Source organism: Peptoniphilus asaccharolyticus DSM 20463, assembly GCF_900176115.1.
Taxonomy (GTDB): Bacteria; Bacillota; Clostridia; order Tissierellales; family Peptoniphilaceae; genus Peptoniphilus; species Peptoniphilus asaccharolyticus.
In genome coordinates, this window is sequence record NZ_FWWR01000008.1 from 21253 (window position 1) to 33614 (window position 12362).

17 protein-coding genes are annotated in these 12362 nt (G+C 25.5%); 6 read left to right on the forward strand and 11 right to left on the reverse strand.

What is annotated here, in order from left to right; all coding sequences use genetic code 11:
* Positions 1 to 14: 14 nt before the first annotated feature.
* From B8869_RS00360 to B8869_RS00380, 5 genes are all read right to left on the reverse strand, one after another.
* The gene (locus tag B8869_RS00360) at positions 15 to 371 is read right to left on the reverse strand and encodes a hypothetical protein (protein ID WP_084229765.1); all 357 of its coding nucleotides are present in this window, start codon (positions 369 to 371) and stop codon (positions 15 to 17) included.
* A 76-nt stretch (positions 372 to 447) separates the two neighbouring features.
* Positions 448 to 807 (reverse strand): hypothetical protein, encoded by a 360-nt coding sequence (locus B8869_RS00365; RefSeq protein ID WP_084229766.1) that lies wholly within the window; start codon positions 805 to 807, stop codon positions 448 to 450.
* Positions 804 to 2144, reverse strand: coding sequence for a VirD4-like conjugal transfer protein, CD1115 family (locus B8869_RS00370; RefSeq protein WP_234989693.1), 1341 nt, complete (start codon positions 2142 to 2144; stop codon positions 804 to 806). Before B8869_RS00370 ends, B8869_RS00365 begins: the two co-directional genes overlap by 4 nt.
* Positions 2145 to 2178: 34 nt before the next feature.
* On the reverse strand, positions 2179 to 2634 hold the full coding sequence (locus tag B8869_RS00375) for a hypothetical protein (protein WP_084229768.1): 456 nt from the start codon (positions 2632 to 2634) through the stop codon (positions 2179 to 2181).
* A complete protein-coding gene (locus B8869_RS00380) occupies positions 2631 to 2906 on the reverse strand; it encodes a hypothetical protein (RefSeq protein ID WP_084229769.1) in 276 nt (91 codons plus the stop codon). The genes B8869_RS00375 and B8869_RS00380 overlap by 4 nt, the downstream gene beginning before the upstream one ends.
* Before the next feature lie 258 nt (positions 2907 to 3164).
* On the opposite strand from B8869_RS00380, the gene B8869_RS00385 reads away from it, so the two are divergent.
* Both B8869_RS00385 and B8869_RS00390 read left to right on the forward strand, forming a co-directional pair.
* Positions 3165 to 3758 carry a tyrosine-type recombinase/integrase gene (locus B8869_RS00385; protein WP_159445213.1) on the forward strand — a complete coding sequence of 198 codons (594 nt, stop codon included), beginning with the start codon at positions 3165 to 3167 and terminating at the stop codon, positions 3756 to 3758.
* A 154-nt stretch (positions 3759 to 3912) separates the two neighbouring features.
* Entirely contained in the window at positions 3913 to 4899 is a 987-nt protein-coding gene (locus tag B8869_RS00390) for an IS30 family transposase (protein ID WP_084229742.1), read from the forward strand.
* A 374-nt stretch (positions 4900 to 5273) separates the two neighbouring features.
* On the opposite strand, the gene B8869_RS00400 is transcribed toward B8869_RS00390, so the two are convergent.
* From B8869_RS00400 to B8869_RS00425, 6 genes are all read right to left on the reverse strand, one after another.
* The gene (locus B8869_RS00400) at positions 5274 to 5804 is read right to left on the reverse strand and encodes a hypothetical protein (RefSeq protein WP_084229772.1); all 531 of its coding nucleotides are present in this window, start codon (positions 5802 to 5804) and stop codon (positions 5274 to 5276) included.
* Between the two features lie 160 nt (positions 5805 to 5964).
* The gene (locus tag B8869_RS00405) at positions 5965 to 6225 is read right to left on the reverse strand and encodes a Txe/YoeB family addiction module toxin (protein ID WP_084229773.1); all 261 of its coding nucleotides are present in this window, start codon (positions 6223 to 6225) and stop codon (positions 5965 to 5967) included.
* Positions 6206 to 6469 carry a type II toxin-antitoxin system Phd/YefM family antitoxin gene (locus B8869_RS00410; RefSeq protein WP_084229774.1) on the reverse strand — a complete coding sequence of 88 codons (264 nt, stop codon included), beginning with the start codon at positions 6467 to 6469 and terminating at the stop codon, positions 6206 to 6208. Before B8869_RS00410 ends, B8869_RS00405 begins: the two co-directional genes overlap by 20 nt.
* 191 nt (positions 6470 to 6660) lie before the next feature.
* Positions 6661 to 6930 carry a type II toxin-antitoxin system RelE family toxin gene (locus B8869_RS00415; protein WP_459550380.1) on the reverse strand — a complete coding sequence of 90 codons (270 nt, stop codon included), beginning with the start codon at positions 6928 to 6930 and terminating at the stop codon, positions 6661 to 6663.
* Entirely contained in the window at positions 6927 to 7145 is a 219-nt protein-coding gene (gene relB, locus B8869_RS00420; protein WP_084229775.1) for a type II toxin-antitoxin system RelB family antitoxin, read from the reverse strand. Before relB ends, B8869_RS00415 begins: the two co-directional genes overlap by 4 nt.
* A 464-nt stretch (positions 7146 to 7609) precedes the next feature.
* Entirely contained in the window at positions 7610 to 8770 is a 1161-nt protein-coding gene (locus tag B8869_RS00425) for a replication initiation protein (protein WP_084229776.1), read from the reverse strand.
* Positions 8771 to 9449: 679 nt separating this feature from the next.
* On the opposite strand from B8869_RS00425, the gene B8869_RS00430 reads away from it, so the two are divergent.
* The 4 genes from B8869_RS00430 to B8869_RS00445 all read left to right on the forward strand — a co-directional run bounded on the left by B8869_RS00430 (position 9450) and on the right by B8869_RS00445 (position 12351).
* Complete coding sequence (locus B8869_RS00430) at positions 9450 to 10241, forward strand: ParA family protein (RefSeq protein WP_084229777.1); 792 nt, start codon at positions 9450 to 9452, stop codon at positions 10239 to 10241.
* On the forward strand, positions 10234 to 11355 hold the full coding sequence (locus B8869_RS00435; protein ID WP_084229778.1) for a ParB/RepB/Spo0J family partition protein: 1122 nt from the start codon (positions 10234 to 10236) through the stop codon (positions 11353 to 11355). The genes B8869_RS00430 and B8869_RS00435 overlap by 8 nt, the downstream gene beginning before the upstream one ends.
* Before the next feature lie 577 nt (positions 11356 to 11932).
* Entirely contained in the window at positions 11933 to 12112 is a 180-nt protein-coding gene (locus B8869_RS00440) for a hypothetical protein (protein ID WP_084229779.1), read from the forward strand.
* Positions 12109 to 12351: a hypothetical protein gene (locus B8869_RS00445; protein ID WP_084229780.1), complete on the forward strand. Its 243-nt coding sequence runs from the start codon at positions 12109 to 12111 to the stop codon at positions 12349 to 12351. Before B8869_RS00440 ends, B8869_RS00445 begins: the two co-directional genes overlap by 4 nt.
* Positions 12352 to 12362: the final 11 nt, after the last annotated feature.

Genomic DNA, 12362 nt, shown 5'->3' on the forward strand with positions numbered 1-12362 from the left:
TTCTCCTTAAATTTTTAATAAAGTTTAACTGTGCAAGTATCGTCTTTGTCTGCTTTAAATTGTTCAAATGAATACATTCCATACCCTTTTACTTGAGGTATATCTTTATAAGTTAAAGTCTTTCCTTTTTCTATAGTTATTTCTTCAATTTTTATCTCTTTTTTAGTGTCTTTATCTATATATTTAATTTTTATTTTTACTGTTTCTATTGCTTTTTCCCTAGGTGCTTTAAGTGGAAAATCCCATTGTTGACTCGGCATATCTAGTCTCCATAATGGCATATTGTCTTCTTCTGCATGTACTGCTGTTCCCATTCCTAAACTTCCAATAATTGTTAATGCTAAAGTTACTTTTACTAAATTTTTATTCATAATTTTTCTCCTTTATTTTATAAATTTTCTTCAGGGTTCAAGTTGAACCCTTTAGTTAATAATATATCCTTATCGTTTAATTCCCTGAAAATGAGCTGTACATTGAAGCTACACCCCAAGCCATAAACCCTGAAATTAAAGTTTGTATTCCTCTTGATTTTGAATCAGCATCATCATTTCTCCATCCAAGTGCAAACATTATTGCTCCTACAAATCCTATAACAAGTCCCAATTTCTGAACCCAAGGCACAATTACATCATTTATAATTGTGTCAATTTTTGTTGTATCAGCTCCGCCTCCTCCTGAAGCGTATACAGCTGTTGGTAATAACACTCCTATTCCTGCACCTATTAATGTTTGAGTTCTTTGTTTACGATCCATATTTTTCCATCCGTGAAATGGATTTACATCTTTTAATATATTCTTTATATTCAAACTGTTTTCTCCTTTAATTTAAATTTCATTTTCTTTATTTCTTCTAAAGTACTACTTGCTATTATTTGCCATTCTTCTTTTACTTTTAAATCTTCTAATTGTTTTTCTCTATTTATGTCAACTACAGATTCTATAGACAAAATATTCTCTTTCATTTTTTTGTCATCTTCATCAAATAAAAATTTATATCTTCTATGTTTTTCAATAGGAAATTTATTGCTAAAAAATGGGCTTAATCCTCTGAATAACAAAATACATTTTTTATTATCCATTCTTGAAAGTTCATCAATTGTCATTAATTCCCTTCCAGTTCTTTGGAAATTATTACTTGTAGAACTTTGTTTCCCTTTAGTTTTTCCACTAGTTTTTATATCAATAGTTTGTTTTCCTAACATTTCAGACATATATTTCAATATCGATTGTTCGTTAGACCCTAAAAAAAGTGTAGAGTCGCAGTTTCCTATTATGGTCTTCCAATGATCTTTATATAAAGCTTCAAGTTGAGCCATATTTTGGATAATTATGCTTGTATTAATTTCTCTTGAACGCATTGTAGATAGCTTTTTTTCAAATTCAGGAATTTGACCGATATTTGCAAATTCATCGATTATACATCTAACAGGAGTTTTTAATCTACCATTATTTTTAAAATCGGCTACATAATACAAAGTGTCGAACATTTGCTGATAAAACATGCTAATTAAAAAATTAAAAGTACTGTCAGCATCAGGAATTAATAAATACACTATTGTTTTTTCTTCTCCTATGCTTTCTATTTCCATCTCGTCAGAATCTGTTATTGTAGACACTGCATGCGTATTAAATGCTTCTAATCTAACAGCAGTACTAACATTTATAGACTTAGCTGTTTTCCCACCTGCTTGCTTATAAATACACCATTGTTTCCATGAAAAATTACCTGGATACTTTTCATAATATTCTTCCATGATTACATCTAAATCACTTTTATAATCTTCCATATCTTCTCTGACCTCTAATTTTTCAAGAAGTCTTAAAACCATTGAAAAGTTTTGTTCTTCTTTTTTTATAAAAAGCCATATAAAAGCAAACAATGCTTCAAGAAGAGCTTTTTCTGATTTCTCCCAAAAAGGATCTCCCCCTTGTTTCCCTGGTGGATTTGTATTTTGCATAAAGTTATTTACAACTTTTAAAATATCAGTTTCATTTCTAATATAATGGAATGGATTATACTTATTACTGTTCTCCATATCGTAAAGATTAAATACTTTAATCTTGTAACCACCATCTTTAAACATCTTAGCTGTATCTCTAAATAACTCACCCTTCGGATCAGTTACAACATACGAACTGTGCATCTGCATCAGATTAGGTTTAACGTAAAATCTTGACTTACCAGTTCCAGACCCCCCCTACAACAAGAACATTGCAATTTCTTCTTGTTTTGTGTCCATTCATTGACATTCTTTCTGTCTCAGTAAAAAGAATGTTTTTAAAATACTCTTTATCTATAAAGGGTTTTATGTCTTTGAATTTAGACCACTTAGCAGAACCATACTCCTGATAATCTAAATATTTCTTTTTATCTGTAATTGTGTTCAAAAAAGTTATAATGAAAGCCAATGTTAAGATAGAAAAATATTTTAAATCTTGTATAGTTTCAGGAAACATAAAAGGTTTTATTAAAAATGATTTCAATGTATCATCTAAAAATCTAGCATTAATCTTCATCCCTAAATTAACCAATATGTTCAATCTAATCAGAACTATTGAGACTACTAAATAGCCTATACTTAGAAGAATTAAAGATTCTTTCTTCCTCTTTGCTCGCCTTTCATCTTCATTCATCTTTCTAATCCTTTTTCTTTATCTCGTCTATCCTTAAACCTTTCCTCTCTTTCCTCTAATATTTTTTTTGCTTCTTCTTCAATGTCTTTAAAAGATTTCTTTTTAAATCTGATATTTTGTCCTGGTTCTTCCTCCAAATTTTCTTCTAGATCTTCTTCTAAATTTTCTTCTTTGCTCTCACTTAATATTCCTCCTTTAGCTTCTAATCTTTTTCTTTCTTCAAATTTTCTTTTTTGATAAACTTTTTCAGACTCCTTCTCTATAAAAATCACCTCCTTAAAAAATTTTTTTGTTCAAAACAGTTTACACAAACTATTTCTGTCAACCTAAATATTAGGCTGCTAAATATTAGGTAATATTGCCATTTTTATTGGATTATGATTTAATGTACAAATTGTAATTTATAAAAAAATAGAAGGTTCAAGTTGAACCTTCTATAATTTATTTGTTTAATTTATTTGTTTAATTTATATATTATTTTAGTATGATTTTATTGATAGGGTTCAACTTGAACCTTAGGAGGTATTAAATTGAATAGAGTAAATGCTATAAAAAACTTGTCTGATATAAGTTGCATTATAAATAAGTTGTGGGAACTTAATCCAAAAGTAGGTTTAATTTTTTCTACTGGATTAAGTTTGGCAATTAGAATAAGTGATATTTTACTTTTAACTTATAATGAATTTTTTTATATTGAAAATGAAACTTTACATCTTAAAAATTTTATTAAAATTTATGAAAAGAAGAATAAAAAGTTTAAAAATATTCCCATATCTTTAAACTTGAAAAACGATTTACTTAAATTCTTAGAATTTAAAAAAATCAATGCAAAAAACATTGATCTAAATGAATTTGTTTTTATAAATAATTCTGGTAATAAACCTATTTCTAGACAATATGTAAGTAGAATTTTTAAAAAAGCTCAACATGAGTTATATTTAGATTTTGAATTTAATACTCACTCCATGAGAAAGACATGGGGTTATTTTGCTTATGATATTACAAATAAGGATATTGTTTTAGTTATGGAAGCTTTAAATCATTGTAAAGAAGATATCACTAAAAGATACATTGATATAACTGAATTAGAAGTCCAAGCATTATATGCAAAATTAAATTTATAAAGCCATTATTTAATAGTTGAACCTTATCAAATACGCTTTAATCTTTTTTACAGATAATTTATCATAACAAGTGCAACATAAATAAACTCATAGCTAATCAGCTGTGTTAATATGTAAGTGACCAAACAAAACATATTAAAAGGAGTGATTAACTATGAGCTATAACCATCTTACCATAGAAGAAAGATCTTGTATTTACCAATTTTTAAATTTAGGAATGAGTATAAGGAAAATTGCACAAGCACTTAAAAGGTCACCTAGTACAATATCTAGAGAAATTAAAAGAAATTCATCTAAGATAAAAGTTAGTAGGGGAAGTTACACTAAGTACTTTCCGATAAAGGCAAATGATAAATATATTGATAGAAGAAAAGACTGCCATAGAAAAAGTAAATTTTCTAAAGATGTTATTGATTATTTAACTGTAAAGATTAACGAACATTGGTCCCCTGAACAAATATCAAATAGAAACACAAATGAGATTCATGAATTACCATCTACATCAACGATATATAGAATGATACACGCCAAAAAGCTGCCAAAAACTAGTATGAAAAATTTGAGAAGAAAAGCTAAATTTAAAAGGCCAGCAGAAAAAAGAGGAAAATTCAATGATAAAGGTAGAACAATTAAGAAAAGACCTAAAGAGATATACAGAAGGCAAGAATTAGGCCACTGGGAAGCAGATACAGTGGAATCAGGCAGATTAGATCATAAAAGGAAAAGTAGATGTTGTTTCGTAACTTTAGCAGAAAGAAAATCTAGATATTATATAGCAATCCTAGTTGAAAATAGAAAGTCGGAAAGCGTAACACCAGCAATAATAAATGCATTAAAAGATTATCCAAAAGAATTAGTAAAAACAATAACCTTTGATAGAGGTAAAGAATTTTCAGAATTTGAGAAAATAGAAAAAGAATTAGGATGCAAAACTTATTTTTGTGATCCCTATTGTGCATGGCAAAAAGGTACAAATGAAAATAGTAACGGACTTTTGAGGGAGTTTTATCCTAAGGGTATGGATTTATCAGAAGTGAATATTGATGAATTAAATTATAACTTAAGTTTAATGAATAATAGACCTAGAAAATGTATAAAATATAAAACACCTAAAGAAGAACTTTTTGGTCTCTTACCATAGGTGTTGCATTTGATTTGACAATTCGTCTACAAAAAAATAAAGAAGGTTCAACTTGAACCTTCTTTATAAATATAAGTTATACTTGACTTTTTACTACAAAAATAAACCCTAAAAATACTATTATAGGTAAATGCATAGTATTTATTTTTTTTTCGAGAAATAAATCCATACAAGCTCCGTATAGCAGAATATTCAGCGCTAAATAGATAATAATAATAATTTTAAAAAATATATTTATGTTTGTATATTGTACATAAGTAAAAATCAAAAAAATATAAAATATTTCTAAAAAAATATATAAAAATCTATTTATTTGTTCAAATATACCTTTTGGCTTTTGAATACCTTGCCAAAATATGAATCTAATGATTTTTTTACCATTCATTTCTACATATGTATGCAGACATAGCAACAGATGCAGCTGTATATACCCATCCTACAGCTTTTCCCGCCGTTTTACTTGCCATCTTAACCGCTTGAGTCATTATTTCTGATGCAGCTTGCCATGCACCTGTCTGTAAAGCATGACCTAATCCATGTAACATATCCCCATTCATAAAATCAAGTAACCATGCAAACTGATCTTTTAATACACACTTCCAAAAAGCATCATGTCCTGTATAGCTATATAATACATATGTATTATAATTTGTATCTCCGTGATTATGTATATTATACAACTGCATAGCTACTTCATCTCCTTCTTCAGCCTGTTTCAATAATAATTCTGGGTTATCTATTATATAAATACCATCTTTGTTTATATGCCCTATTTTAGAAAAATATAGTTCTAAAGTATATGCTAAATAATCTTTCAATTCATTCTCATTTAATTTTTCTAATTCTTCTAATGTCATATAGCTATAAGTTTTATTCGATTCTTTTGCAAAAATTATTGATGGCATTATTGTACCAACTAATAAAATACTAACTAAAAATAAAGATAATTTCTTTATAAAAATCCTCCTCTACACTTATGTACATATATACTTTATAATAAAGTATCATTCTATAATTTAATTTACTACTCTTATAATAAATTAAATTATGTGATATAATTATTTTTTAACTCTTATAGTGTCCTTTGCAACTAATAATATATATGCTATTATTTTCAATTTTATATATTAATCTATGTTCACTATTAATCCTTCTACTCCAAAATCCAGATAGTTCAAATCTTAATGCTTCTGGTTTACCTATTCCTTTATTTTTGTTTCTATCAATATCTTTTATAAGATCATTTATTCTTTTTAGTATTTTTTTATCTTCTTTAAGCCAAAATAAATATTCCTCCCATGCTTCATCAACCCATATTTTCTTCATCAATTACCTCATGTTCAATCCCATTAACATTAATTTTCTTACTACGTCTTATTAGTTCTTGATAATAATCTGTGTCTTTCATAATAAATTCATTTTCTTTTAAATTATTATATTCATCTAAACTTATCATAACTACATTCCTTTCTTCTTTTCTAGTTATAATAATTGGCTCACAATTATCTATTGTTTTATCTAAATATTCCTTAAAATTTTTTCTAACTTCTGAATAATTTACTGATAGCATAATATCACCTCTTAACTTCATTTTAGCATAAGTACAATTTTTAGTACAACTTTTAATTTGTTTAATAGAATAGAAAGAAGGTTCAAGTTGAACCTTCTTTACAAATATAATTTACAATGTCTTACTAAAGTTATCTCCATTCTTTAAAACTAAAGGATGCGATAATCTTCATAAACTGATGCTATGTTTTATTAATAAGTATTTTTTCTATGTCCTATATCAACAAAAACTAATACAAATTCATCGTCTCTTATATCTGCAAGAATACGATAATCTCCTATTCTATATCTCCATTGACTGCTTCTGTTTGCTGTAAGTCCTTTCCCATGAATACGAGGATTTTCACAATTTGCAAGATTCTTTTCAATCCAAACTTTAATTATTTTTTGGATTTGCCTATCAAGCTTTCTAAAAGCTTTATCAAACTTATCTGTTGTAGTTATCTGGTATTTCATATTCATAAATCTTCCCAAAGTTCATTAATCTGTCTTGTTTTTAGTGTTCCTTTTGCCTTTTCTACTTCATACTCCTCAAACACTTTAAGATCATATTCATTTTCAATATGTTCAAGCATTGTCATTCTAATTATTTCAGATAGACTCTTATTATTAAGCCTTGCGTAGGATTTCAAAATATTTAGCTCGTTTTCCGGAACTCTCAAACTAATTGTAGACATATACATACTCCCTTCTTTTTTGTAATACGATTGTATTACTTAAAGCGGTATTTGTCAAGATAATATTGGTTTTGTAAAGTAAACTGACTATGTGAAATAAAAGAGTATTAAGTCTACGTATTTTTAGCATCAACAAGATAAATTTACACCTTAATAAAAGCAAAGAAGGGTCAACTTGAACCTTCTTTATAAATGTAACTTATGTTATAATTTTTAAGCTATCTTTACTCCTTAAAGCTAAAGGAGGTGAATAGCTTGAAAGAATTATTGTATATTATTCTAATTCCTATCGGAGTAAATATAATTAGCCACTATATTTGCAAATGGCTAGATAGGTTTTAAAAAAAAGATAGCTAGCATAAACAAAAAGACTAGAGTAGCCCCTCTAGTCTTTTTTAATAGCTTGTTTTTTTATTGTATATTATTCTAGCTATTAAGATTATACCCTTTAAATTTAAAAAAATCTACACTTTTTGCATTTTTTCAAAAAACTGTTCTCTTTTTCTTTTAGCTATATTTTCCATTTCTTCTTTTGTTTTTTTATCAGATTCTTGTTCAAAATTATGAAATTTGGTTCTTTTTTGTGCAGTAATATTTTCTTTTTTATTTCCTATGTTTTCTATTCTCTCAATATATTTACTTAATGTTTCTATTTTTTTATCTTCTTCGCTTTGATCTAAAATATCTATTGAATAGCTTTTTAACGATTGATAAATTGAACTAAGAAGAGAAGTTAAACTCAATGCATAATCAAAGGTTATTCCTGTTATTTCATTAGATTTTATCATAGGTTCAACTTCGTTTAATAAGTCTATATATTCTTTTACTCTTTCATCCTTGTCATCTACAATTTTATTTGCTATTAATTCAACTAATATTTGTCTAGATCTATGAAAATATAGATTTATTATTTCTATCTGTTCCTTTTCTATTAAAGCTATCATCTTACCTAAATCCCATTCAAATCTAAACCCTATAATCGACCTACCTTTTTTCACATCAAGAGCATTTACTTTCATTTCTGTAAATTCATTAATTTCTTTTAATGAAGGTTCTAAAACTTTCTTTTTAAAGGCGTTTGTATTTTTTACATAAGATTTAGTTTTTTCACAATCAAGAATATGTAGTAAATCCTCTTTTGAATAATATTTCCAAGAATATCCATATAATGCTTTAAGACGTTCATATAAACTCCATGAATATGAACATTTAAAATTTGATACAGCACTTAAATCTACCGTTATGTGTTTTTGTTTTAAATCTAATATATGTGGCTTAATATTTTCATTCCATTCAAAAGAAAATTCTCCATTTTCATATTTCATTTTTTTAAAAAGATGAATAAACTCAAAATAATTATTTTCTATATCTTTTAGTTCAACTAAAGTGTTCATTATTTTTCTTGACATTCTATAAGCCGCTATTGTATTAAGTTTTTCTAAACCAAAATATTTTTCAAATTCTGATTTTCTAAATTTAGTTATGTTGTATTGCTGAGTATTGTATATTGCAAAAGCTAATAATTGCATTTCATTTAAAGATAGTCCTTCGTTCAATTGTGCAAGTGACAACTCATTACTTTTTTTATATAAATCACTCTTCAAAGACCTTAATATTAATCCCATATTTTTACTCCTACACTTTCATTTTCTTTAAGTATATTAAAAAAAATAAATAAATACAACTACTTTAAATTAAGTTTGTTTTAATGTACATCCTTGTTGATAACATGTTTATATCTTGTGGAGGAATTGTTGATAACATTCTCTTGTGGATAAGTTGAGGAACAAAAAGTTGCAATAAAGGGAACAAAAAGTTGCAATAAAGGGAACAAAAAGTTGCAATAAAGGGAACAAAAAGTTGCAATAAATCGCTGTAAGCATTGAAATTAAGCCACGAATTTTCGGGACAATATAAATAATATAATAAATATAAATAAGTTATATATAAATTTTTCAAATCTCAAACTTGTAAAATGAAATTAAAAAGGTATTTGAGATAAATATTGTAAGTTATATTTTTTAAATAAATTAATATCAAAGGTCTAAATAATTAAGATGAAAACAAACATCCAATTTATTTATTATTTTAAATGTGTTTTAGAAGCTACAGAAAACATTATATCAATTTTTAAACACTAAGGCATACATTTATATTCTTAAAAAAATTAAAGCGTTTAAAATACCTTTTATTGAGTTTAAACCCTTTTACTAAAATTTAGCAATTAAAGTAACATAAAGATAGAATAATTAACATAAATGTAATATAATTAACATAAATGTAAGTTGAAAGGAGCATTTATTTATGATAATTAGTATTACAAATTTTAAAGGCGGTGTTGGGAAGACCACTTCAACAATAAGTATAGGGGGAATATTAGCTCAGAGGGGCTACAAGACACTTATAATTGATTTTGATCCGCAAGGCAATGCTAGTAGTGCTTTAGGGTTGAAATCGTCTCTGAGCGACTCTGACAAAGTCTCAAGGCTATTATTAGGGCAATATGATAGTTTTGAAGAAATAATTTTAGAAACTACTGTTGAAAATTTATATATGGTTCCTACAAGTTTATACAATCTAGCTAGAACAATGAAGCAAATAGATAGTGATACTATGAGGAGATCTGATATTAGATTAAAAAAAGAGTTGGATAAAATTAAAGAAAATTTTGATTTTATATTAATTGATTGTTCTCCTGCGGATAATATTTTAAATACTAATGCTATGGTTGCAGCTGATTATGTAATGATTCCTGTTAAGCTTGATAAGTTTTCTCTTGAAGGGTTTGATTTATTACAAGAAAAAATATTTTATATTCAAGAAGAAAGCAATGAAAAATTGAAAATTTTAGGGATAATTCCAACCATGTATAGAAATACTAATGTATATAATTCTATTTTAGACTCTTTAAAGGATTCAAACTTGAAAGAATATATATTTGAAACGGTTATTAGAACTAATGTGAGGATCGAGGAGAGTCCTTTTTCTAACATTCCTATAAATTTTTATGATAAAAATTCAAATGCATCTGTAGATTATAACAAGTTGGTCGATGAAATGTTGAATAAATTGGATATGGGGGAAATAAATGGCTAAATTTAATGTTGATTCTATAAATAAAACTGTTGGTGCAATTAGCGATAAAAAAAATTCTTTTTCTGAAGGGGTAAATTTTAAATTTATAGATATATCTTTAATAAAAGAAAATGAATACAATGATAAAGTTTTTAGAGATACTACAGAGGATGAATTTAATAATCTTGCTGAGAGTATTAAAGAAGTAGGAGTGTTAAATCCTCTTGTCGTTGTAAAAGAAGAAGGAACAGATTTTTATAAACTTATTTCTGGAGAAAAGAGAAAAAGAGTTTTAGAACATTTAAAAATAAAAAATGTTCCTGTAATTATTAAAAGTTTTGAAAATGAAAATAAAGAAAAGTTAGCTCTTATTCATGCGAATATTAAACAAAGAAAGTTATCTGATATGGATTTAGCTAGGGCAATAGAACAAGAAAAAGAAATTTTAAAAGCAATGGGTTACGAAGGAAATAAGATAGAAAAAATTGCAGAGAATTATAATCTTTCTAAATCGACTGCTAAAAGAATTGATAAGTTAAATTCATTAATTCCAGAATTAAAAAAATTAATTGATGAAGAAAAATTAAAAGCAGGAAAAGGACAAGAACTTGCAAAACTTGATGAAAAAATGCAATTAAAAATTTATGAAATTTTAAATGAAAATATTGAAGAAATGACTTTAAGTGAACTAAAAAAATTTACAGAAAAAAATGAAAAAGAACAAAAAAAATTATTAAATAAAATTCAAGATTTAAAAAATAAAAATGAAAAAAACAAAGAAGAAAAATTAAATTTGCAAAATAAGATTGAAGCTTTAGAAAATGAAATTGATGAACAAAAACTTAATGATGTTGATGAAAATATTATAAAAGAAAAAGAAATTATAATTCAAAAATTAAATGATCAAATTAAAATTTTAAATTCAAATCTGAAAAATAAAAATGAAAAGATTGAAATGAAAAAATTAAAAGAAGAAATAAAAAAAGAATCTGTTTCGATTAAAAAATATTGTATTGAAAATGAAATTGAAGTCGAAAAAAGTTTAGTAGATTTGTTTGAAAAATTTAATGATGAACAAAAAAATAATTTGATTAATTTATTTGAAAATTTAAAAAATAAAAATAGAAAGCTCTGAAAAAAATAATGAAGAGAATTCAAAAAAGTTGAATGAAAAAAAGAAAGAGTTTGAAAAAAAATAAGGGAACAAAAAGTTGCAATAAATAAAAAATAAAAATAGAAAACTCTGAAAAAAATAATGAAGAGAATTCAAAAAAGTTGAATGAAAAAAAGAAAGAGTTTGAAAAAAAATAAGGGAACAAAAAGTTGCAATAAATAAAAAATAAAAATAGAAAACTCTGAAAAAAATAATGAAGAGAATTCAAAAAAGTTGAATGAAAAAAAGAAAGAGTTTGAAAAAAAATAAGGGAACAAAAAGTTGCAATAAATAAAAAATAAAAATAGAAAACTCTGAAAAAAATAATGAAGAGAATTCAAAAAAATTGAATAAAAAAAAGAAAGAGTTTGAAAAAAAATAAGGGAACAAAAAGTTGCAATAAATAAAAAATAAAAATATAAAGCTCTGAAAAAAATAATGAAGAGAATTCAAAAAAGTTGAATGAAAAAAAGAAAGAGTTTGAAAAAAAATAAGGGAACAAAAAGTTGTAATAGATTATTTTTTCTAAAAGCCTAATTGATTATTTCAGGAGAAAAAAATGAAGTGTAAATTTTGTGGAGGAAACTTAAATAAAATTAAATTTCCATATAAAATAAACAAAGAAATTGATACAAATATAATTTTTATTGAAGGAGTTTTGTGTGATAAATGTAAACAAATTTATATCAATAAAAAAGAAAAAGAAAGAATTTTAAAAATAAAAGAAGGGATATTTTGAAAAAAGAAATTAGTGGAAATCGTATAAAATATTTCATAAATTTATTAAATGTAAGTTTAAAAGATTTTTCAAATTTTTCAGAAATAAGTTATCCAAACTTAATAAGAGTTGTTAGCAGAACAGATAATTTAAATATAAAAACTGCTAATATTTATTTGAATAAGATTGAGGAATTATCGGAAAAATTATCAGACGGAGAACAAATTTTATTTTTGAGTATTGATGACTTATTTTTTTAAAAAATACAACA